The sequence below is a fragment of the Anaerobacillus sp. ABR4_321 genome, from assembly GCF_056158505.1.
Genome location: NZ_JBSWTK010000001.1, coordinates 1,276,026 through 1,298,786, shown reverse-complemented (window position 1 = coordinate 1,298,786; position 22,761 = coordinate 1,276,026). Strand labels below are relative to the sequence as shown.

Sequence of the window (22,761 nt, the reverse complement as noted above, 5' to 3'; positions counted from 1 at the left end):
ACTTACCCTCTTCTTTCTTTGCGTCTTCGAATTAAGATGATTGCGAATACTGGCGCTCCGATCAATGACGTTATGACTCCAATCGGTAGTTCCGTAGGTGAGATAATGATTCTTGAAATAAGATCCGTTACTATTAGAAAAGCAGCCCCAAGCAGAATCGATAATGGTAGAAGGTGTCTATGATCTGGCCCCCATAATAGTCTCGTAAGATGAGGAATCACAAGACCGACGAAACCGATCGTACCGGAAACAGCTACAGCGCCTCCAGTTAGTATCGAGCCTCCTATTAATATCCACAGCTTCCTCTTAGCTACGTTGACCCCTATATGCTGTGCACGTTCTTCACCAAAAGACATCGCGTTCAGTTCCTTGCTACTAACTAGCAAAATACACGCTCCGAACACGAAGAACGGTAAGATAATCACGATATATTCCCACCCTCGCATCGAAACACTTCCAAGAAGCCAACCGATGATTTGGCGAAGCTCTTCTCCTGTTAAAGCAATCATTAAAGATAGCAACGACCCAAGGAAAGAGCTGAACACGATCCCCGTCAGAATAATGGTCTCAACACGCATCGAACGTTCGATTTGTCGCGCAAAGAAAAGGACGAGGAAAATGGTAACGATCGAAGCAGCAATACTCATAATTGGCAGTGTGAACATGCCGATCAACGGCAGTGACAAGTTAAAAAAGAGGACGAGCACTGCACCGACAGATGCACCTGATGAGACACCGAGTACGTAAGGATCTGCCAATGGATTACGAAGAAGACCCTGAAAGGCAGCTCCTGCAACCGCTAGTGATGCACCGACAAGTCCTGCTAAGATGACACGAGGCAGCCGGATGTCCAACACGATTGTCGTGAACATAGGGTCCGTTTCACCCATTGACGGTAGAATCAGTACCTCAGCCCACATCAATTTTAGGATTGTTTCGATCGGAACTGAGACAGTCCCGACCGAGATACCAAGCAGCATCGCGCCAACTAGCAGTCCACTAGCTATAACGTAAGGGATTGCTTTATTCAGTAAAAACATCCGGGTAAACCGCTTTAGCAATTTCCTCTACTCCTTCAACAAGACGCGGACCAGAGCGTGTAACAAGGTCAGAGTGAACATCGACAACTCGTTCTTCTTTCACTGCGGTGACATCTTTCCAGCCATCACGGCTCAGCACTTGTTCCACTGGCTTTTCCGTATAGTAGCCGTATGTGGTGATGATCACATCTGGATTTGCTTGAATAATTGCTTCTTGATCGATCTGATTCCAGCCTTCTTGGTCATGCGTAACGTTCGTAGCATTTATAAGTGAGAGCATGTCGTCCATGAACGTATTCTTACCAGGAGAATAAATTTCTGGTGCAGGAGAAACTTCAACAAAGACGCTCTTCGTTTCTTCGATTGACTCAGCTTTTGACTTGATTTCTTCTATTTTCGATTTCATATCGGCAATCAACTCTTCAGCTGCCTCCGTTTCGCCTGTTGCTTGTCCAATCATTTCCATCGATGTGTAAACTTCATCAAAACTTTTTGCATCGTTAACGACTAGAACAGCAATTCCCGCATCGCGGAGCTGCTGTAGACCAGCTTCTGAGTTATGAGCACTAGAGCCGTGAGCGAGGACAAGGTCAGGATCTAATGAGATAATCTTTTCAACATTAAATTCCATCCCACCGATCTTCTCAATATCTGCAGTCTCTTCTGGGTAGTTCGCAAAATCTGAAACACCCACTACTTCACTACCTGCACCTAGTGCAAAGAGGATTTCTGCGTTACTTGGAATTAAGGAAACGATTTTCTCTGGATCTTCTTCTAGCGTTACATCCTTATCGAGCGCATCTGTGATGGTAACTGGGAAAGCGCTATCTTCTGTATTCTGATTCTCTTCTGTACTTACGTTAGTATTGTTCTCAGATGAATTATCTGATCCGCAACCGGCCATGATTCCTGTAACGAGTAGTAATAATACGAGCAATGAATAAAGCTTCTTCATGTGTAGTTCTCCTCCTAAAATGTATGATGAAACAAAAAAAATCCCCACGCACGAGCATGGAGATGGCCGAATGAAAGTAAGAATGATACACAAGATGACACTTACCTTCCTTCGCACATCCCTATCCTCGTAGGTTGTTCGTGCTTTTGAATCAGGCAGGTCTCCTGGCTTATGGTTATCGCTTACTGCTCCTTCCCATTCGATATGAACAGTGGATTTCACAGCTTACGACCATTTACAGTGGCGGGACCGCGCTGGATTTACACCAGCTTCCCTATTAAGTCTTCATCGTGAAGACACCTGAATCAGTACATATGTAATTGCAAGTTTTATTATACACGATAGTCTTTAGGGGTGAAAGACATCTGTAACATCTTCCTAATCGACCCCACTTCGACGTACTTTGTATTATAAGCCTTTTGCTTCTCTTTCTTCTTTTGTATAAATGATCCTCATTGGATTTCCACCTACAAAAGCTCCTTCAGGAACGTCCTTGTGCACGAGTGTTCCTGCAGAGACAATCGCTCCAGAGCCGATTGTGATGCCTGGCAACAACGTACTGTTCGCACCGATCATCACGCGATCACCGATCACAACATCACCAAGACGATATTCGTCGATCAAATACTCGTGAGCAAGTATCGTCGTATTGTACCCGATAATGGAATTCCTTCCGACTTTAATCCTCTCAGGAAACATGATATCCACCATGACCATCAGCGCAAAAGCCGTTTCTCCTCCGATCTTCATTCCTAGAAAAGTCCTGTATAACCAATTCTTCATCGGGATGAAGGGCGTATACCGTGCTATTTGTATCACAGCGAAGTTTTTTACAACTTTCCAGAATGGGACCGTTTTATAAATTTGCCATAGGGCGTTGCTTCCTTCGACAGGGTAACGCTCGGTATTTCTCACTTGCCTACTCCAGCGATTGAAAGAAGCTCTGACATATGATCAAGCATATGATCTGGATTATAAGAAGATAAAAACTCTCGCCCTTTTATCGTCCATGATACACCGACAGTCTTTACACCGGCATTCTGCCCAGCAAGAATATCATATTGGCTATCGCCTACCATGATCGCATTTTCAGGACTAGAACCGAGCATTTTCATCGCAGTATTCAGTTGTTCTGGATGAGGTTTTGGATTTTCTACTTCTTCGACTGTAATGACTACAGGGAAAAATTGATCCAGCTTTGTCAGCTTCAATCCCATCTCCACTGTGTTCCGCATCTTAGACGTCACGATCGCAAGCTTGTATCCATTTTCGGACAACGTCTTGACCGTTTCAAATACACCATCGAACTCCGTTACGAGTTGATCGTGATTTTCGATATTATGATTTCGGTAAAACTGTACCATCTCTTCCGCTCGTTCTCTATCATGCTTCTCAAACGTGTGATAGAGCGGTTCTCCAATGAAGTTCACAAGTTCTTCATCGGAATACAGTCCTGGGTAGTAATGCTCGAACGTATGCTTGAACGATGCCATGATCAAATCGTTCGTATTGATTAATGTTCCATCTAAATCAAATAAAATCGTATCAATGTTCATAAAAAGGTTCCTTTCTGTGTGAAACACGTGTATCCTTACGCTTCCAAATAATCGAAATCACTACCGTTAACAGGACGGCAGTAATCAGCCTCACCAATAAGAGCCAGATAACTGGTATTCCTAGTGGTATAAAGATCAGCGTATCTTCAATAACAGCATGACACGCTACTAGAAAAATAAACGCGAGGTAAAGATCCTTTTTCTTCACACCATCTTCTTTTGCAGCCTGAATCATAACTCCCGCTCCATAAGCTAGACCGAAAACAAGCCCTGCTGCTAGCGTAGTCGACGTATTTTCTCTCATACCAAGGCTCCTAGTGATAGGTGCCATCCACTTCGAGAACACGTTGAGCCATTCGCGATCTTTCATAACTTGAATAAATATCATCAACGGAATCACGATGAGGGCGAGCTGAAGAACACCGATCGAAGCTTTTTCAAGACCTTGAAGTAAAATCAGCCCCCACCCGTTTACTTCTTCACTAGATTGAGGAACTAAGCCATAGACTGCTTGTTCATTCCCGCCTTGCCAAACAAGGTTTATAATGAATCCTGATACAACCGCAAGACCGATCCGCACACATAAAATAACCCACAGCTTGACACCGACCTTAGCAGCAACGCCTGATTCAATTAATAAATTGTGAGAAAAAGAAAGCATGACGGCAAGGATAAACACTTCTTTGACAGAAAGATCAAGGGTCAAAATTGCTCCGATTCCTGCATAAAGGTTCAAGAAGTTCCCGATTACGAGCGGAATGGCTGCTTCGCCTGATAAACCAAGCCATTTCATAGCAGGTTCGATTAAACTGATCACCCATTCCAGGACGGGTGTATACCTTAAGATCGTAACAAGAAGAGTGATTGGGAATATAATTTTTCCAAGCTCCCATGTTGTTTGGAGGCCCGTCTTTAATCCACGTTTCAGCGTTCCCATACTCACCCTCCTCTTATGATTTATCGTTGTACGGTTTAGGGTTCTTCTTCATTCTTCTGTAAACAATTGTGATAATCGCACCGATAATGAGCACGACTGAAATAACCTGAGCCATTCTGAGCGACTCCGTAAGCATAAGACTATCCGTTCTAAGCCCTTCGATAAAGAAACGTCCGATGGAATACCAGATTACATAGGAGAGGAAGACTTCTCCTCGTTTAACGTTCGTTCTTTGTAGAAGGATTAAAATAACAAAGCCTACTAAATTCCATAGCGACTCGTATAGAAAGGTAGGGTGATAATACGTACCTTCGATGAACATCTGATTTACAATGAAATCAGGAAGCATTAAGTTCTCAAGAAACTCTCTCGTCACCTCTCCACCGTGAGCTTCCTGGTTCATGAAGTTTCCCCATCGACCGATCGCCTGTCCAAGGATAATACTTGGAGCTGCGATATCAGTAATTTTCCAGAAAGATAACCCGCGCTTTTGAGTAAAAACGAGAGCAGTAATAACGGAACCGATCAATGCACCGTGTATCGCGATTCCGCCTTCCCAAATCGCAAAGATATCTCCCAGATTGTCCTTATAGTAACCCCACTGAAAGATAACATAATAAATTCTGGCCGAAATAATAGCGATCGGTACGGCCCATAGTATTAAATCGACAAATGTTTCTTTCGGCAGCCCTTGACGCTGTGTTTCTCTAACCGCAAGTACAAGCCCAAGATAAGCTCCTAGCGCTATGATGATACCGTACCAATAGATTGAAATCGGTCCTAGCTGAACCGCAATTCGATCTAGAGGTTCTATTGTTGCTAACATGTCCGTTTCCCCTTTCTATGTTAAACCTGTTAGATGCTATCGTGATCGTCTCCATCTTCGATTTCTTTTGTTAAACGCTCGGAGAACTGTTTCGCTGCGTTCATCCCCATGTTCTTCAAACGGAAGTTCATCGCAGCAACCTCAATGATGATCGCTAAATTTCGTCCTGGACGCACTGGTACAACGAGGCGCGGAACATTGGAATCGATGATCTGCATATATTCCTCTTCTAGACCAAGACGGTCATATACTTTTTTAGAGTCCCAAAGCTCAAGGTTTATTACTAATGAGATCTTCTTGTAATTTCGAATCGCACCTGCTCCAAACAATGTCATGACATTTATAATGCCGAGACCCCTTATTTCAAGAAGGTGTTGGATCAACTCTGGCGCACTACCAACAAGCGTGTTTTCAGCTTCCTGACGAATTTCAACCGAATCGTCGGCAACTAATCGATGGCCGCGCTTTACTAGCTCTAGAGCAGTCTCACTCTTACCAACCCCACTCGAACCTGTAATCAGAACGCCCACACCATAAATATCGACTAGAACGCCGTGAATAGCAGTGTTAGGGGCAAGCTGACTTTCAAGATAGTTTGTCAATCTACTACTCAGACGGGTAGTCGTCATACTCGTGCGTAAGATCGGTACATCTTTTTCCTTGGAAGATTGAATCAGTTCATCTGGCACGATCATGTCTCTTGAGATGACGATACCCGGCGTTTCATCAGTGCACAGCTTTTCCATTCGCTCCTGTTTTTGCTCCTCTGGTAAACCGTTGAAGAATGAAAGCTCAGTCTTACCTAATAGCTGCAATCTTTCAGCAGGATAATATGTAAAAAAACCAGCCATCTCAAGACCTGGACGTGATATATCACTTGTGATGATCGGGCGATGAATTCCTTCAGCACCACTTACAAGTTCAAGGCTGAATTTCTCCATTACATCTTTCATGCGGACTTTTACCATTCATAAACCTCCTAAATCGAACCTAATGGTTACATTTTTCGCTATTTTCTATTGTACCATTTCACATTTGAAAGAACAGAATGATGAACTACAATTTCTTGAAAAGGAAAAAGCTTGTCACACTTTTTTTTAGTTAGAGAAGCTTCAAACGTTACAGTCGTATTCAAGTTCTTATTTTGAACTAACCTTTGTAAATATATCAACGTCTGATCGTACCTAAACAAAAAAAGCCGTCGAGAAAGTCTCGACAGCTCTACAGGTGGCCTAACTGATCATTATGCATCTACAGGTACTTCAGCATCTACCGGTACCACTGCATCATGGAGTTGTTTATCTAGCTCTTGTAAATGAGCTTCTTTCATTTCGTTCGACCAGTTTAGACGTTTTGCCATGTACTCGATAACAGGCTCTTTCCAAGTTTTCACCCAGTCGATATCAAAGTATAAGGCGCTTGTTCTTCGATTAAAGTAATCGAGCGGTGTAGCGACCATTTCTTCTTCGATTCCATAGATGAGTGTTGCGAACACTTCAAGACTAAGTCCATGGAAGTTTGCTTCAGTCCCGATCGTTTCGATGATTTGATAAATTCGCTCGATATTAGATCCGTATCTTTGAACGAGTCGATCAGCTTCATCAACAGAGAGGCCAAGCGTTGTACCACGGCGCACCTGTTTTGTAGCATATTCTTTGAACCCTTTGCTTCCGCCAACGTCTCCACCAGAGAGAACCATATTCTTAGTCGTTGAGCTAGGGAACTTTTTATACTTTTCATCTTTAAACTCATCCGCAACGTAATCAACAACTTTTTCAGCCATTTTCCGATAGCCGGTTAGTTTTCCTCCCGCAATCGTAATCAAGCCAGACTCTGAATGGAAAATTTCATCTTTACGAGAAATTTCGGAAGGATCTTTTCCTTCTTCATGGATCAGTGGACGAACGCCAGACCAGCTGGATTCCACATCATCACGATCAAGCTTAATTCCTGGGAACATATAATTCGCTGCATCGATGATGTAATCTCGGTCTTCAACCGTCATCTGTGGATGAACTGGATTCTTTGTATACTCTGTATCGGTTGTTCCGATATAAGTTTTTCCGGCTCTAGGGATCGCGAACATCATACGCCCGTCATCAAACGGTGTATCGAAGTAGACAGCTTGTTGAAGCGGGAATTTACTTTGATCGAATACGAGATGAACTCCTTTGGTCATGAAGAGGTGTTTCCCTTTTTTAGACTGGTCGAGTTCGCGAATTTCATCTACCCATGGACCAGCAGCATTGACAATTTTCTTCGCTCTAATTTCTCGCGTTTCTCCTGAAAGAACGTCCATCGCTCTGACGCCAACAACCTTTCCATCTTCATACAATAGCTGCTCGGCTTTTACGTAGTTAACCGCTTTTCCTCCACGATGAACAGCTTCTTTCATCACTTCAAGTGTAAGGCGAGCATCATCTGTACGGTATTCAACGTAATAACCTCCACCCTTAAGGTCGTTCTTACGAAGTAATGGCTCTTTCGACATCGTTTCTTTCTTAGAAAGCATATTTCTACGTTCTTTCTTCTTTACACCCGCAAGGCGATCATAAAGGGCAAGACCAGCACTTGTTGAGAACTTCCCAAACGTACCACCTTTAAAGATCGGTAGAAGCATCCACTCAGGAATTGAAACATGTGGAGCATTTTCATAAACGATCGCTCGTTCTTTTCCAACTTCAGCTACAAGTCCTACTTCAAAGTTCTTTAAGTATCGAAGTCCTCCGTGAACAAGTTTAGTGGAACGACTAGATGTACCAGCAGCATAATCCTGCATCTCAATAACTGCAGCGTTCATTCCTCTCGATGCAGCATCGAGTAAAATTCCTGACCCTGTTATTCCCCCACCGATTACAAGAAGATCTAACTCTTCAGATACCATCTGATCTAAAATCACACTACGTTGCAAACCTGAAAATGGTTTTACCAAAACGATCACTCCTTTTAAATATATCTACTTCAATCATTCAATTTTGAATAGGCTCTTATTACCATACCCTCCAAGCTACGGAATAAAGCATGGTAAAACTTATAAACTGTAACAGTCGGTTTTTTCTTTAACCTTTTAATCCGTTAAAACAACAAAAAGACCACAACTCCTCAAGACATAGTCCTCCTATGCTTGAGTGTTGTGGTCTTCTCCTTATCTCCGACCGCTTTTATTAACTTAGTTATAGTGTAGCACACTCTCGTAAGAGTTGCTATTATTAACCATTATTTAAATGCCATCGTGGCTTTAACGGCTTTTTTCCAGCCTTCATATAGTTCTTCTTTTTGTGCTTCTTCCATCTCTGGATCAAAAGAACGATCAAGCATCCACTGCTCTTGAATTTCTTCACGACTTTCCCAATATCCTGTTGCTAGCCCAGCTAGGTACGCCGCCCCTAATGCTGTTGTTTCATTAACAGTTGGTCGCTCAACTTGAACACCGATCATATCGCTTTGGAATTGCATTAAGAAATCATTCTTTACAACCCCTCCATCAACTCGAAGCGTTTTTAAGTTGATACCTGAATCAGCTATCATGGCATCAAGAACATCTCTTGTCTGATAGGCAAGTGACTCGAGCGTTGCACGAACAAAGTGCTCCTTGCTCGTTCCACGTGTTAGTCCAAATACCGCTCCTTTTACATCACTATCCCAGTAAGGGGTTCCAAGACCTACGAACGCTGGAACCATGTAAACTCCTTCAGTCGATTCTACCCGTTTCGCATACCTTTCACTTTCCGGTGCCGTGCTGAACATGCGTAGGCCATCTCTTAGCCACTGTATCGCAGAACCAGCTACGAAAATACTTCCTTCTAGCGCATATTCAACTTTACCATCTACGCCCCAAGCAATCGTCGTTAAAAGACCATTGTCAGACTTCACGGCTTTTTCTCCAGTATTCATCAACATAAAACAACCGGTGCCGTACGTATTCTTTGCCATTCCTTTTTCAAAGCATGCTTGACCAAACAATGCCGCTTGCTGATCCCCAGCGACACCTGCGATCGGTACATTTTGGCCGAAGAAATGATAGTCGACGGTTTCCGCATAAACTTCGGATGAAGGGCGCACTTCAGGAAGCATCGATTTTGGAACTGATAGCATCTCTAGAAGTTCATCATCCCATTTAAGGTCATGAATGTTATACATTAATGTTCTAGATGCGTTCGTGTAATCTGTAACATGCGCGCTGCCGCCGGATAACTTCCAAATGAGCCACGTATCGATCGTACCAAACAACAAGTCTCCATTCTCTGCTTTTTCACGAGCACCATCAACATTATCAAGGATCCACTTTACTTTCGTGCCAGAGAAATAAGCATCGATCAGTAGTCCTGTTTTATCTCTCACCATCTCACTATAACCCTGTTCTTTCAATTCACTTACGATGCCTGCTGTTTGACGAGATTGCCAAACGATCGCATGATAAACAGGTTTACCAGTATTCTTGTCCCAAACGACCGTGGTTTCTCGCTGATTTGTTATTCCGATCGCTTCAATATCCTTTGCTGCGATATCAGAAGTAGACGATAGCACTTGTGCCATAACGGATAAAATCGAGCTCCAAATTTCTTGAGCGTCATGCTCCACCCAGCCAGATTTAGGGAAATGTTGCTTGAATTCTTTTTGTGCTACGTTTACAATTTCACCTTTCTTGTTAAATAAGATTGCTCTTGAGCTAGTTGTTCCTTGATCAAGTGATAAAATATACTTTTCTTTTTCAGCCATTACGAATTCCTCCCTTATATACTATACATTTCTACAACGGTTAATTTTTAACCTTTTCACCTGTTTGAATACTGTCTTTCACTTTGTCACCAGCATGATAAAGTCCAAACATAAACACTGTGACGAATAGAGTTGAAAACCAAAATTCTAAACTATAATTTGCTTCAGTGACTGCTTTAAAAAAGATAGCGCCATATATCCCCCCAAAGATTGGGCCAGCTACTGGAATCCAAGCGTATCTCCAATTGGAGTCTCCTTTTCCTGGTATGGGCAAGAAGAAATGAGCGATACGGGGACCTAAATCACGGGCTGGGTTAATGGCATAACCTGTCGTTCCGCCAAGAGAAAGCCCGATCGCCACGATCAAAAAGCCAACAATAAATGGGTTAAGACCTTCTGTAAATTCATTCGATCCAATTGCAAGAAGACCGATAAGAAGCATTGCGGTACCAATAAACTCACTCAGAAAGTTACTAAACGTATGTGGTATGGCTGGATCAGTGGAGAATACTGCCAATTTAAGCGCTTTATCATCTTCTTTACGAAAATGCGGAAGAAAATGAAAGTATACGATACACGCTCCTAGAAAAGCACCGATCATTTGTGCCGTTATGTATCCAGGCACCTGACTCCATGGAAAGTCTCCAATCGCTGCTAGTCCTAACGTTACTGCAGGGTTGATATGTGCTCCACTAACCTGCCCTGATGCATAGACTGCCATAGCTACCGCAAGTCCCCATCCGAGAGCGACTACGATCCAGCCACCACCTTGAGCCTTCGAATCTCGAAGGTTTACGTTTGCTACAACCCCACCTCCAAAAATGATCAAAATCATCGTACCTAATATTTCTCCAACAAATGCGTTCATCTTTGACACCTACCATTTCTATCGATATATGGCATGTTGAAAATTAGCTCTACTCTCAACTATACCCTGTTTGTGCCATTTCAAAAGTACTATAAAAAAAAACCACGACAAATCTCCCCATACATTTGATGGGAATTTTGCGTGGTTCTCCATGTCTCCGGCACATCTTATTAACTTACTGTTTATTAAAACAAACTTATGTAAGCGATGTCAAATCCTTTTTTTGGTATCGTAGTGTTTCCATAGCTCGCTCTTTGATGTTGTCACAGCGGTAGCTCCGCCTTTCAAGGCTAGTTCCACATCATCAACCGAGCGGATAAACCCTCCAGCAAAAATTGGGACATCGATTTCTTCACGTAATTCTTCAAAGACTTGTGGAATTATACCTGGAAGAATTTCAACACAGTCTGGTTGAGTATGCTTAATAATGCTTAAATTTTTCTCAAGGGCCATGGAATCGAGCATAAATAATCGTTGAACAGCAATTATTCCGCGCCTTTTCGCAACAGATAATACATTCGATCTCGTTGATATCAATCCAGCTGGCTTCACTTCTTGACAGAGAAACTCTGCACCGTGTTCATCATTTTTTAAACCTTGTACAAGATCGGCGTGCAAAAGAATTTCTTTTCCTGCCCGTTTTCCTTCTTTCACAATGGCTTTTAATTGCCCAATATGGGAATCAAGCAGAACGATATATGTATAAGAACTTGCTAACAGTGTTTCAAAATCCCGCATTTTTCTTACTGCAGGCAAAATCGTTTGGTTATGAAATGACATAAGGAACCCTCCTTTTCATACTATCTTACCAGATAAAATGAAAAACACACGCCTTAAAAAGACGTGTGTTCCCTTACTTCTTAATCGGTTCGATAACGAGCTTATCGATCAATACATTTAACAAACCTATGATTATTGAAGCGAGCATGGCCATCCCAAAGCCTTCGATGACGAATGAGCTTCCCATAAATGCAGCTGTGATTTTTAACGTCACAGCATTGATAACGATTAAAAACAACCCTAGAGTGACGATCGTGACGGGTAGTGTCAGAAGAATCAACACTGGTTTGATAAACACGTTTATCAACGACAATAATAGACTTGCTACAATTGCAGCGCCAACGCCTTCAAGATAGAAGGCATCAAAGTACCCTGCAACAACCATCAATACGATGCTGTTAACGATTAAACTGATCAACCATTGTCGCACGACCTATCCCTCCATCTTCATCACGAGTGCCCGTCTTTTATTCGTTAGTAGAATACGCCACTGTAATGGAACCAGCTGTAGATGTTGCGGCGATTCTATAAGTGTTTTCTGAATCAACTTCAGTCTTAAATTTCTTCATTCTATGAGATATTTCTTGTTTTTCCCTTAAGACACTCATATTATCTAAATCAGCCGTAATTGTCCCGATTGTAGATTTCAAGTCGCCATTGAGGTTCATCCCTTTTGGAACATTTACTTGGATCGTTCCATTTACAGTTTTTAACTGCGCACTGCCACTTACGACTTCCTTAAGAGCATAGCGAATCGCCCCATTTATAGACTGTGCTTCTACCTCTTTATACGTTCCATCAATTGTGATCGGACCGTTCCCTGTTTCAAGTTCGCACACATCGCCGTTCGTATTTTCTACTGAAATCGATCCGTTCCCAGATTCAGCTTCCAAATCTTTTACTTCTGAAGCTTTGATTCCTACCTTACCGTTAGCTGTTTTTAGCTTGGCTTTCGCTGATCGAATCGTTTCTCCACTAACATCACCGTTAAACGTGGTGATCCATACTCTTTCGTATTCTTTAGCAGGTACATAGATGACTACGTTTAATTTAACGTCAGCTCTTTCTGATTTGAATGTCATTTTTCCGTTATTTACAGAAAAATAAGTATCTCTGAGCAACTTTTCTTTTGCACCTTCTGTAGTTGAGACACGGTAGATATTTGCTTTGCAATCAATTTTCACATCATCTTGATCCCACGTTTGGAAAGCCACTTCTCCATTTCTGACATGAATATCGATCGCGTCGAACGATACTTCTTGTTCAGAAAAAACGTGCTCAACTTCTTCTGAAGAGCCGAAATTAAAGTCAAGGTCCATGTCCTTTACTTTTTGAATCAGTGATTCAACAAATTGACCAACACGATATCCTGATTGAGGACGTTCTTGCTGAGGTTCAGCCGCTCTTTCTTCTTTCTTCGTTTCGGTACTGCCAAGAGCACTCAATAGTTTCGCGCCCTCTTCTGCAGTAATTTTTCCCTCTTCAATCATTGTCAGTATCATTTTGCGTTCTTCGTTCATTCAAAACATCTCCTTGTTATTTATTAAAGTGGTCTAGCACTTATACCTGATTACCAGCGGAGAACTTGAATTCCTTTTACAATATTCCAGATAAACACAATGACATTAAGTAGTCCAAATACGATGAAGCCAAGAAAAACAACGACTCCTATATCCAATCCAAATATTGCGATAAACACAATGATCACACTTGCAAATGGTAGTAAGTGAGAAAGAACTGCTCGTTTAGCGTGATACGTCACTTCTTCATCTTTCATGACGAAAAAAACGATGATTGGAAATAAGAAAGGAGCGAAAAACACACTAAAATAACATAGCGACGACATTACTTTTTCCACAGACATACATGTTTCTCCTTTCAAAACTATCTACCTATTTATACGAATAAACAAATAGAAGGTTTCATAAAATTAACGCTAAAAAAAGACAGCCTCGTCGGCTGCCTTTTTAACCCTTATACAGACTGCGTTTGTTCAAGTTTTATCTTCATACGTTCTTTATCCCGCTTAAGGATCGGAGCAAGGTAGCGACCAGTATAAGAACGCTCTTCTTTCACGATCTTTTCAGGAGTTCCTGTTGAGATAATCTCACCACCGCCATCTCCACCTTCTGGTCCAAGATCGACTAAGTAGTCAGCGGTTTTAATCACATCTAGATTATGTTCGATAATCAATACAGAATCACCGTTATCGACAAGCCTTTGCAGTACTTGAAGCAAACGAGCGATATCATCAACATGAAGACCTGTTGTAGGTTCATCTAAAATATATAATGTTTTTCCAGTAGAGCGTTTATAAAGCTGTGACGCAAGCTTCACACGCTGTGCTTCTCCTCCTGAAACGGTTGTCGCCGGCTGACCTAGTTTAATGTAACTCAAGCCAACGTCATAGAGAGTTTGCAGCTTGCGGTTGATCTTAGGGATGTTTTTGAAGAAATCTAGTCCTTCTTCAACAGTCATCTCCAATATATCTGAGATGTTCTTTCCTTTATACTCGATTTCAAGCGTTTCACGATTGTATCGTCTTCCTTCGCATACTTCACAAGGAACATATACATCAGGTAAAAAGTGCATCTCGATTTTAATGATTCCGTCTCCTCGACAAGCCTCACAGCGCCCACCTTTTACGTTGAAGCTGAAGCGTCCTTTCTTATAACCACGGACTTTTGCTTCGTTTGTTTGTGCGAACACATCACGAATATCATCAAACACACCTGTGTAAGTTGCTGGATTAGACCTAGGTGTTCGACCGATCGGAGACTGATCGATATCGATGACTTTATCAATATACTCTAAGCCTTTAATCTTCTTATGCTCGCCAGGCTTATCCTTTGCTTTATGAAGCTTTTGAGCTAAAGATTTATATAGAATGTCATTGATAAGAGTACTTTTACCTGACCCAGAAACACCTGTTACACACGTAAATAAACCGATAGGGATCTTTGCATTCGTATTTTTTAAGTTGTTTTCTTTTGCGCCAACAATTTCTATATAGCGTCCGTCCGTCTTTCTTCGCTCAGATGGGACTGGAATAAACTTTTTACCAGATAGGTATTCTCCTGTCAGTGATTGTTCATCGTCCATAATCTCTGCAGGAGTACCTTGTGATGTGATATACCCACCGTGCGCTCCTGCTCCAGGACCGATGTCGATAATATGATCAGCTGCGAGCATCGTATCCTCATCATGTTCTACAACGATCAACGTGTTTCCTAAGTCCCTCATATTTTCTAGCGTGGAAATAAGACGGTCGTTATCTCTTTGGTGCAAGCCGATCGAAGGCTCATCTAGAATATAGAGAACACCCATCAACCTCGATCCTACTTGTGTAGCGAGTCTTATCCTTTGAGCCTCACCACCAGATAATGTGCCTGCAGACCGATTTAAGGTCAGGTAATCCAACCCTACGTTCACAAGAAATCCTAGACGATCTTGAATTTCTCGTAAAATCATTTTACCGATCGTAGCCTCTTTAGCCGTGAGTTCAAGTTGGTCGAAAAAGACAGAAGCATCTTTAATCGCAAACTCCGTCGTTTCCCCGATATGTTTTCCATTGATCAATACGGAACGTGCTTCTTTCTTCAAGCGATACCCTTTACACGTAGGGCATGGTTTTTGGGCCATATACGCTTCCATTTGCTCGCGAATGTAATCAGAGCTCGTTTCACGATAACGTCGTTCAACGTTAGGGATGACGCCTTCAAAGTTAATGTTGTTCTCCCTTACTTGCCCAAAATCGTTCTCATACCTAAAATAAACTTTCTCGTTTCCACTGCCGTAAAGGACCTTATCCAATTGATGTCTCGGAAGCTTCTCGACAGGGGTATCCATATCGATGCCATAATGATTACATACACTTTCAAGAAGCTGCGGATAATAGTTTGAGCTAACTGGTTCCCATGGAGCTAATGCGTGTTCTCTAAGAGATAGTCCCCAATTCGGAATCACAAGATCAAGGTCCACCTCTAGCTTTAGACCGATTCCATCACAAGATGGGCACGCTCCAAACGGGCTGTTAAAAGAAAACATCCTTGGCTCTAGCTCACCAATTGAAAACCCGCAGTATGGGCAAGAGTGATGCTGGTTAAAGAGAAGCTCCCCTTCTCCTATCACATCGACGATCACCTGTCCTCCACCTAGCTGCAGGGCCGTCTCTAGTGAATCTGCAAGTCTTGATTGGATACCATCTTTTACGACGATACGGTCGATCACAACTTCGATGGAATGCTTCTTGTTCTTTTCTAGTGAAATCTCGTCAGCAACCTCCATCATTTCTCCGTCGACTCGTACACGGACGTACCCTTGCTTCTTAATATCTTCTAAAATCTTCACGTGCTCCCCTTTACGCCCTGAGACGACTGGAGCAAGAATTTGTAGCTTCGTCCGCTCTTCATATTCAAGTATTCGATCGACCATCTGTTCAATTGTTTGAGAGGTGATTTCCACTCCATGACGTGGACACACTGGTCTTCCAATCCTCGCAAACAACAGCCTCAAATAATCGTAGATTTCTGTTACGGTCCCTACAGTTGAACGAGGGTTTCGGCTCGTCGTTTTCTGATCGATCGAGATTGCGGGTGATAAACCTTCGATCGCATCTACATCGGGTTTATCCATCTGCCCAAGAAACTGTCTCGCATAGGCAGAAAGTGATTCAACGTATCGTCTTTGTCCTTCTGCATAAATCGTATCAAAAGCGAGTGATGATTTTCCTGACCCAGATAAACCAGTTAGAACGACCAGCTTATCTCTAGGAATAGACACATCGACATTTTTCAAATTATGGGCTCGTGCCCCTTTGACGACGATTTCTTCATTTGCCATTTCTTCGTCATCCTTCCGCTTTAAGCTCTAATAGTAGATCGCGAAGCTCAGCAGCACGTTCAAAATTAAGCTCACGCGCAGCTTCCTTCATCTCTTTCTCAACATTTTCAATCATCTTCGTACGTTCTTTTTTGTTCAACTTACCTGGCTTAGGTGCAGTGTATTCCTCACCTTCCTCAGCAGCCACTGTTGCGCGAATCAAGTCACGTACTTCTTTCTTGATCGTCGTAGGTGTAATGTTATGTTTCTCGTTATATGCTTGCTGCGTTTCACGACGCCTCTTCGTCTCATTTATTGCAATATCCATCGATTTCGTTATTTTATCTGCATACATGATGACTTGACCGCTGGAGTTACGAGCAGCCCGTCCAATCGTCTGAATCAATGATCTTTCAGATCTCAAGAATCCTTCTTTGTCCGCATCAAGAATTGTAACGAGAGATACTTCTGGGATGTCCAAACCTTCTCTCAACAAGTTAATGCCGACCAATACATCGAAAACACCGAGACGTAAATCACGAATGATCTCAATACGCTCTAATGTCTTGATTTCGGAATGAAGATACCGTACTTTTATGCCCATCTCAACCAAATAGTCAGTTAAGTCTTCTGACATCTTTTTCGTCAGCGTCGTAACGAGCACCCTTTCATTTTTTGCAGCTCGTTTATTTATTTCATCGAGCAAATCATCAATCTGACCTTCGATCGGTCTGATTTCGATCGTTGGATCAAGCAACCCTGTTGGACGAATGATCTGTTCGACTACTTTTGTAGAGTGCTCTTCTTCATATGGACCAGGTGTTGCTGATACATACACGAATTGATGCGCTTTTTCTTCGAATTCTTCGAACCTTAACGGTCGGTTGTCCTTCGCTGATGGAAGCCTGAATCCGTGATCGACTAGAACTCCTTTTCTCGCCTGGTCACCGTTATACATTCCCCTGACCTGTGGCAAGGTAACATGTGATTCATCTACCATGATCAGAAAATCATCAGGGAAGTAGTCTAGTAAGGTATATGGTGTAGCGCCAGCATCACGAAGCGTTAAATGCCGCGAGTAATTTTCAATCCCAGAACAGAAGCCCATTTCCGCCATCATTTCGATGTCATACTTTGTTCGTTGCTCTAGTCGCTGCGCTTCAAGAAGCTTTCCTTCTTCATTCATCTTCTTCAGCTGTTCTTCAAGTTCTGCTTCGATCCGCTTGATCGCAATCTTCATTTTTTCTTCACGTGTTACGAAGTGGGAAGCAGGAAAGATAGCGATATGTTCTCGTTGACCAAGTATTTCGCCAGTCAACGCATTCACTTCCGTAATGCGATCGATCTCATCACCAAAAAATTCAACTCTTAAGCAGTTTTCATCCCTTGATGCTGGAAAGATCTCAACAACATCACCACGAACTCGGAACGTACCGCGCGTAAAGTTAATGTCGTTACGAGCATATTGAATGTCTACGAGATCACGTAGAAGCCCATCCCTGTCTTTTTCCATTCCAGCCCTTAGAGAGACGACTAAGCTCTTGTATTCCTCCGGATTACCTAGACCGTATATACAGGATACACTTGCCACAATAATCACATCGTTACGTTCAAACAAACTCGAAGTCGCAGAATGTCGTAGCTTATCGATTTCATCATTGATGCTTGCGTCTTTTTCAATAAACGTGTCCGATTGAGGAATATAAGCTTCAGGCTGATAGTAATCGTAATAACTCACGAAGTACTCAACAGCATTATTAGGAAAGTACTCTTTGAACTCACTGTATAATTGCCCCGCCAACGTCTTATTGTGAGCAATAATAAGCGTTGGCTTATTAACCTCTTTAATAACGTTTGACATCGTGAATGTTTTTCCAGTACCTGTCGCTCCAAGTAAGGTCTGATAACGATCATTATTATGCACGCCTTCAACGAGCTTTTTTATTGCTTCAGGTTGGTCTCCTTGAGGCTCATATTTTGAAACCAATTCAAACTGTCTTTCCACCTTAGTCGCCTCCGTTCCTTTTCTTCATAAAATTTATTATAGCATAAAAGATGGCTTTTTCTTCAAATAAAACGAACTGGTATTCCCCTTTTTTCTATTAGCGCTTCCGATAACGCGCAATCTAAGGTATGCTGAGTGATAGCAAACTGCATGAAAGGGAGTACTGACATTGATCGTTTTTCTCGCAATTCCACTAGGACTAGCAATCGGAGCAATTTCAGGTTTCTTCGGCGTAGGAGGCGGCTTTTTATTAACGCCAATCCTCCTACTACTGGGTTATGAGCCTTCAACTGCTATTACGATCAGCTTATTATATAGCATGAGCACATCTGTTTCAGGAGCTCTTAAACATTACCAACAAAACCATATTCTTTGGAAGACTGTCCTCTTATTATCGATTAGTGGAATGCTAAGCACTCAGATCGCCAAACCACTCGTCCTTTACTTAGAGTCAGTAGGATACGATGAACTTGTCATCTCGCTCCTGTATGTAGGGTTGCTCAGTTATTTTGCATTGTCTATGCTCACTGAGAAAACAACCCGCAAAAAAGCGCAGGGGTATTCCATTTCCCCTGTTCGAACAATTTTAATCGGACTCACCGGTGGGTTTATCTCATCTGTTCTTGGAGTGGGTGGTGGATTCGTGATGGTTCCTTTATTAATAAATGTTCTTTATCTATCCCCACGCCTAGCAATTGGAACGTCTCTTGCAAGCATATTCATTATCGTATCAACAGGGTTCTTTTCATACATAGGAAGTGTGACGATTCCGTTCTCGCTAGCTTTACTATTAGTGGTCGGTGCATTAGTTGGATCCCGTATCGGTGCAAGTATCACTGAACTTGTTTCCAACGACGTGATTCGAAAATTGCTAGGAACGTTGTATATCTTCACATTGATCAGCGTCATTTTGGAACTTTTCCAATTACCCGTAGCGGGGTTAATTGTTCTTTCTATCTATATAACACCCCTGATCATTTACTTTATCTATCAGTATAGAACGAAAAACAAGCGTCTATTCTCTTCGGAATAGACGCTATTTTATCTTTTTCTTATTTTGTTTTTGTATTTTCGAAGAAAAGTAAAATCCGATTAAAGCAGATAGTATCGTTAAAATAATTAAATGAATCGGGTGATCAAACCCTCCAAAGATTGCCCACATGAAAAGCAGTGCTAATCCAAGACTAACATATTTATTATACGTAACGCGTGTAAACACAACTGCCACAACCGCTGGAATAAGTAAAGCTGCTAATATTTCCTGCATGAGTTGGTTCCCCTCTCTAAAGCATAACTCTTTCTCCATCTTACAACACATTCGTTAGAGAATGCTATGACAGGATGAAATTCTTATACAATCTTATACGATTCACACTCAGAAAAAGGTTGTCGAGGTAAACCTCAACAACCTTATTTTAGCTTTCTCTGGCATATTCGATTGAATCATCCAAACGCTGTTCTTTTACGAACAACAAACCTAACTCATGGTGCTGATCGTTGTAAAGCGCTCTTTGTTCAAATCGAATTTCTCCATTAAAGTCCAAAACCTGAAGCTTACAAAAAGCTGCATTTTGTTGGAGAGCAGTATAAAAATCTGTTCCATTACCTACGGACATGCCGTTCACTTTTGAAATGACTTCCCCTACTTGCAGATTCATTGAATCGGCAGGTGATTCAGGAAGGATTCCTAAAATAACGAGTCCCTCATTCCGCTCATTAAAATATGCAGGTTTATTCATACCTCTATGAAGAAGTAAAATAGCTGCTCTGGCAACTACGATGATTGGGAACACCGAAAGAGCAAGCCAATCAGCACTTATAGTATAGCTTATTACACCTAGAACTGTAGCAAAAGCACCGAGTATGACGACATGAACGCCATTTCGTTTAATTTCTGGTGCAGGCAAAGTATGATGGATTAATTTTCGGAACCCGATCGGCAATGGGAGGATTAGAAAAGAGTACGTCTGATCTCCGAATTGCAACAGGGGCCACCAAGTAGTCGCTTCAATCGTTCCTGAAGGAAGAAAGAGAAAGAGTGGCAACAGCCAAAGTCTTTGTACTTCATGGGCACCAACGAGTTTACCACGCTTACTACGCACCAACCTAGGAGATGTTTGCTTCTTAGCATTCTGATTGATTAAAACTCCTTCGATGATAAGCAATACGCCTGCTAAAATTGCGAGTGCGATTAATGAAACGGAATCAAACCCAGTTTGCCAGGAGTTCAACCATTCACTTCCTAGATCAACAGGTTCATAAAAAAGAACTGCTGCAACTGGAAGGATAAATACAAATGCTGGAGATAAGAAACGCATTTGTCCTGTAATTAGGATTAAAATAGCACTGATACTTAAAGCGACGACGATGCCCATCGGCACGACTAATCCTAACAATAAGTTTAAACCGAATATTGAAACCCCAGCGATAATCCCTGGAACGATTGCAAACTTCACATCGTCAAGAACGTCATGCACTCGCGTATGAAAATCCCTTCGATCGCGTTTCACTCGTGAGATTCCGATCATAAAAGCTGCCACCAAGCTAATATACGTAAGTGGGTTGATCAAAAAAGATATGATGCCTTTTACTATGGAAAGACCTATCGTTTCCGCCATGATTTACTCCTCCATCTTTCTATTCCTGTCAAAAGAAAATTCCGCAGGATATCCTGCGGAATAGCTTCGACAAAACTAGCTCGTTTCCTTTTCTTAATTTACTTTGCTAGTAGTTCCACAGCCGTTTCTAACTGAATATCGTTTTCTGGATTTCGAATAGACTCTACGATTTTTTCTTGTAGTTTTTGAGCTGTTTCTTCATTGATCTTACCCGAAACGGTTAAATCGTTTGAACGTTGAAATGCTTTAACAGCTGTAGTCGTCTTATCACTAAAGTAACCATCTGTTCTACCAGGTTCAAACCCTAACCCTTTTAGCATAACTTGAGCTGATTCAACCTGCTTATTATTTTGATCATACTGAAGCGTTTTTTCGGTATTTAATGGATTCACATAAAAGTAGGAAGGTTGATCAGCCTTTAATGTTGGCTTGATGCCTTCTTTATGAATCCAGTTTCCATCAGGAGTCAACCACTTAAACATCGTTAGTTTGATATTACTGCCATCACCAAGATCAACTGTTGTTTGGACAGTTCCCTTGCCAAACGTTTTTTCACCAACTAGTTCATAGCCTCCTGCTTCCTTCAACGCACCTGCCAAAATTTCAGCGGCAGAGGCACTTCCTCTATCGATGAGACCAACGATCGGATAGTCCTTCTTTTCTTTAAGAGAAGAGACGGAGCGCTGCTTCTCACCTTTTCGATCTTCTATTTGTACAAAGGGCTTATCGTCTGGAATAATTTCTTGAGCGATGTCTGACACGCTATTCAACAAACCTCCAGGGTTGTTTCTCACATCGATAACAAGACCATCGATCCCTTGATCTTCTAGCTTCTTCAGTTCTTTTGAGAAACTTTCAGATGTGTTCTCAGAGAATGACGTAATCTGCAACACTCCGATTGTTTTATTATTCTTTTGTATCGTCTCCGAGTAAACAGTTTCGATCGGAATCTCATCACGTGTCACATCGACTTCTAATATTTCAGAGACACCAGGACGCTGGATACCCAGTTTTACGACCGTACCTTTTTCACCACGAATCTTTAATACGGCATCATAAAGGTCAAGACCCTCAGTACTTTCACCGTCGATCGTCATGATTTTATCATTCGGACGAAGTCCGGCATCTTCTGCAGGGGAATCTTTATAAGGTGAGACGATCGTTACCCTGCCATCTTGCATATTCACTTCTGCACCAATACCTTCAAACGAAGAACCTAACGATTGGTTAAACTGCTCAGCAGTTTCTGGATCCATATAAACGGAATAAGGGTCTTCAAGGGTATCAAGCATTCCTTTTATTGCACCATCAAGCAAATTCTTTTGGTCAACATCACTTACATAGCGATCATTTATGAGTTCGTAAGCTTTATTGATTTTCGTGAGTTCCTCAGAATCAATGTCATTTTCAGAGCCGTTCGCTACAGATCGCTCGATTCCTCCCTCAGAACCATCTTGAAAGAACGACATGACGGCGTATGTACCTCCAGCTCCCACAAGTAGGGCAATGACGACAAGTAGGCCGACAACCTTCCCTTTTATATTCAATCTACTCACCTCTTCTAGTTTGAAAGAAAAGGCATCACACCTTAGCGATGCGATGCCTTTTCATCTTATTGTACTATATGACCGGCTTG

General features: G+C 42.0%; 20 protein-coding genes and 1 riboswitch. Of the genes, 1 reads left to right on the top strand and 19 read right to left on the bottom strand.

Translation table 11 applies throughout. The features are described from left to right. Positions 1 to 2 precede the first annotated feature (2 nt). The 16 genes from ACXADT_RS06725 to uvrB form a co-directional block, all read right to left on the bottom strand. Positions 3 to 1,040, bottom strand: a complete 1,038-nt coding sequence (locus ACXADT_RS06725) for a FecCD family ABC transporter permease (RefSeq protein WP_474834662.1) — start codon at positions 1,038 to 1,040, stop codon at positions 3 to 5. Next, positions 1,024 to 1,995 (bottom strand): ABC transporter substrate-binding protein, encoded by a 972-nt coding sequence (locus ACXADT_RS06720; protein WP_474833859.1) that lies wholly within the window; start codon positions 1,993 to 1,995, stop codon positions 1,024 to 1,026. Before ACXADT_RS06720 ends, ACXADT_RS06725 begins: the two co-directional genes overlap by 17 nt. A 137-nt stretch (positions 1,996 to 2,132) precedes the next feature. Next, positions 2,133 to 2,314: riboswitch (cobalamin riboswitch) on the bottom strand. Positions 2,315 to 2,403: 89 nt separating this feature from the next. After that, positions 2,404 to 2,910 carry an acyltransferase gene (locus ACXADT_RS06715; RefSeq protein WP_270180085.1) on the bottom strand — a complete coding sequence of 169 codons (507 nt, stop codon included), beginning with the start codon at positions 2,908 to 2,910 and terminating at the stop codon, positions 2,404 to 2,406. After that, positions 2,907 to 3,551, bottom strand: a complete 645-nt coding sequence (ppaX, locus tag ACXADT_RS06710; RefSeq protein WP_474810525.1) for a pyrophosphatase PpaX — start codon at positions 3,549 to 3,551, stop codon at positions 2,907 to 2,909. Before ppaX ends, ACXADT_RS06715 begins: the two co-directional genes overlap by 4 nt. Next, positions 3,541 to 4,488, bottom strand: a complete 948-nt coding sequence (locus ACXADT_RS06705; RefSeq protein WP_474810524.1) for a nucleoside recognition domain-containing protein — start codon at positions 4,486 to 4,488, stop codon at positions 3,541 to 3,543. The genes ppaX and ACXADT_RS06705 overlap by 11 nt, the downstream gene beginning before the upstream one ends. A gap of 13 nt (positions 4,489 to 4,501) precedes the next feature. Further along, positions 4,502 to 5,314, bottom strand: a complete 813-nt coding sequence (gene lgt, locus ACXADT_RS06700) for a prolipoprotein diacylglyceryl transferase (RefSeq protein WP_270180088.1) — start codon at positions 5,312 to 5,314, stop codon at positions 4,502 to 4,504. Positions 5,315 to 5,343: 29 nt separating this feature from the next. Then, positions 5,344 to 6,282 (bottom strand): HPr(Ser) kinase/phosphatase, encoded by a 939-nt coding sequence (gene hprK, locus ACXADT_RS06695; RefSeq protein ID WP_270180089.1) that lies wholly within the window; start codon positions 6,280 to 6,282, stop codon positions 5,344 to 5,346. 275 nt (positions 6,283 to 6,557) lie between these two features. After that, on the bottom strand, positions 6,558 to 8,198 hold the full coding sequence (locus ACXADT_RS06690; RefSeq protein WP_474814722.1) for a glycerol-3-phosphate dehydrogenase/oxidase: 1,641 nt from the start codon (positions 8,196 to 8,198) through the stop codon (positions 6,558 to 6,560). A gap of 332 nt (positions 8,199 to 8,530) precedes the next feature. Then, entirely contained in the window at positions 8,531 to 10,033 is a 1,503-nt protein-coding gene (glpK, locus tag ACXADT_RS06685; RefSeq protein ID WP_474833857.1) for a glycerol kinase GlpK, read from the bottom strand. A 40-nt stretch (positions 10,034 to 10,073) separates the two neighbouring features. After that, positions 10,074 to 10,901: an MIP/aquaporin family protein gene (locus ACXADT_RS06680; protein ID WP_270180091.1), complete on the bottom strand. Its 828-nt coding sequence runs from the start codon at positions 10,899 to 10,901 to the stop codon at positions 10,074 to 10,076. Positions 10,902 to 11,111: 210 nt separating this feature from the next. Then, positions 11,112 to 11,681, bottom strand: a complete 570-nt coding sequence (locus ACXADT_RS06675; protein WP_474810519.1) for a glycerol-3-phosphate responsive antiterminator — start codon at positions 11,679 to 11,681, stop codon at positions 11,112 to 11,114. A gap of 73 nt (positions 11,682 to 11,754) precedes the next feature. Then, positions 11,755 to 12,111: a phage holin family protein gene (locus ACXADT_RS06670; RefSeq protein WP_474810518.1), complete on the bottom strand. Its 357-nt coding sequence runs from the start codon at positions 12,109 to 12,111 to the stop codon at positions 11,755 to 11,757. A gap of 37 nt (positions 12,112 to 12,148) precedes the next feature. Then, positions 12,149 to 13,201: a DUF4097 family beta strand repeat-containing protein gene (locus ACXADT_RS06665; RefSeq protein ID WP_474833854.1), complete on the bottom strand. Its 1,053-nt coding sequence runs from the start codon at positions 13,199 to 13,201 to the stop codon at positions 12,149 to 12,151. 50 nt (positions 13,202 to 13,251) lie between these two features. Continuing rightward, positions 13,252 to 13,545, bottom strand: coding sequence for a magnetosome magnetite crystal formation protein family (locus ACXADT_RS06660; protein WP_270180095.1), 294 nt, complete (start codon positions 13,543 to 13,545; stop codon positions 13,252 to 13,254). 110 nt (positions 13,546 to 13,655) lie between these two features. Continuing rightward, on the bottom strand, positions 13,656 to 16,523 hold the full coding sequence (uvrA, locus tag ACXADT_RS06655; protein ID WP_270180096.1) for an excinuclease ABC subunit UvrA: 2,868 nt from the start codon (positions 16,521 to 16,523) through the stop codon (positions 13,656 to 13,658). Positions 16,524 to 16,530: 7 nt separating this feature from the next. Further along, a complete protein-coding gene (gene uvrB / locus ACXADT_RS06650) occupies positions 16,531 to 18,507 on the bottom strand; it encodes an excinuclease ABC subunit UvrB (protein ID WP_474833852.1) in 1,977 nt (658 codons plus the stop codon). Positions 18,508 to 18,676: 169 nt separating this feature from the next. On the opposite strand from uvrB, the gene ACXADT_RS06645 reads away from it, so the two are divergent. After that, positions 18,677 to 19,540 (top strand): sulfite exporter TauE/SafE family protein, encoded by an 864-nt coding sequence (locus ACXADT_RS06645; protein WP_474833850.1) that lies wholly within the window; start codon positions 18,677 to 18,679, stop codon positions 19,538 to 19,540. 3 nt (positions 19,541 to 19,543) lie between these two features. Here the strand turns inward: ACXADT_RS06645 and ACXADT_RS06640 are convergent, their stop codons facing one another. The 3 genes from ACXADT_RS06640 to ACXADT_RS06630 form a co-directional block, all read right to left on the bottom strand. Further along, positions 19,544 to 19,774 carry a DUF2198 family protein gene (locus ACXADT_RS06640; RefSeq protein WP_270180099.1) on the bottom strand — a complete coding sequence of 77 codons (231 nt, stop codon included), beginning with the start codon at positions 19,772 to 19,774 and terminating at the stop codon, positions 19,544 to 19,546. Positions 19,775 to 19,922: 148 nt separating this feature from the next. After that, on the bottom strand, positions 19,923 to 21,125 hold the full coding sequence (locus ACXADT_RS06635) for a PDZ domain-containing protein (protein ID WP_474833848.1): 1,203 nt from the start codon (positions 21,123 to 21,125) through the stop codon (positions 19,923 to 19,925). A gap of 98 nt (positions 21,126 to 21,223) precedes the next feature. Then, complete coding sequence (locus tag ACXADT_RS06630; RefSeq protein WP_474814720.1) at positions 21,224 to 22,666, bottom strand: S41 family peptidase; 1,443 nt, start codon at positions 22,664 to 22,666, stop codon at positions 21,224 to 21,226. Positions 22,667 to 22,761 lie beyond the last annotated feature (95 nt).

Coding starts and splice junctions, on each gene's coding strand:
- ACXADT_RS06725 (WP_474834662.1), bottom strand. CDS start 1,040: ATGTTTTTACTGAATAAAGCAATCCCTTACGTTATAGCTAGTGGACTG.
- ACXADT_RS06640 (WP_270180099.1), bottom strand. CDS start 19,774: ATGCAGGAAATATTAGCAGCTTTACTTATTCCAGCGGTTGTGGCAGTT.
- ACXADT_RS06690 (WP_474814722.1), bottom strand. CDS start 8,198: ATGGTATCTGAAGAGTTAGATCTTCTTGTAATCGGTGGGGGAATAACA.
- ACXADT_RS06675 (WP_474810519.1), bottom strand. CDS start 11,681: ATGTCATTTCATAACCAAACGATTTTGCCTGCAGTAAGAAAAATGCGG.
- uvrA (WP_270180096.1), bottom strand. CDS start 16,523: ATGGCAAATGAAGAAATCGTCGTCAAAGGGGCACGAGCCCATAATTTG.
- ACXADT_RS06705 (WP_474810524.1), bottom strand. CDS start 4,488: ATGGGAACGCTGAAACGTGGATTAAAGACGGGCCTCCAAACAACATGG.
- ACXADT_RS06680 (WP_270180091.1), bottom strand. CDS start 10,901: ATGAACGCATTTGTTGGAGAAATATTAGGTACGATGATTTTGATCATT.
- ACXADT_RS06660 (WP_270180095.1), bottom strand. CDS start 13,545: ATGTCTGTGGAAAAAGTAATGTCGTCGCTATGTTATTTTAGTGTGTTT.
- ppaX (WP_474810525.1), bottom strand. CDS start 3,551: ATGAACATTGATACGATTTTATTTGATTTAGATGGAACATTAATCAAT.
- glpK (WP_474833857.1), bottom strand. CDS start 10,033: ATGGCTGAAAAAGAAAAGTATATTTTATCACTTGATCAAGGAACAACT.
- ACXADT_RS06720 (WP_474833859.1), bottom strand. CDS start 1,995: ATGAAGAAGCTTTATTCATTGCTCGTATTATTACTACTCGTTACAGGA.
- ACXADT_RS06665 (WP_474833854.1), bottom strand. CDS start 13,201: ATGAACGAAGAACGCAAAATGATACTGACAATGATTGAAGAGGGAAAA.
- lgt (WP_270180088.1), bottom strand. CDS start 5,314: ATGTTAGCAACAATAGAACCTCTAGATCGAATTGCGGTTCAGCTAGGA.
- ACXADT_RS06635 (WP_474833848.1), bottom strand. CDS start 21,125: ATGGCGGAAACGATAGGTCTTTCCATAGTAAAAGGCATCATATCTTTT.
- hprK (WP_270180089.1), bottom strand. CDS start 6,282: ATGGTAAAAGTCCGCATGAAAGATGTAATGGAGAAATTCAGCCTTGAA.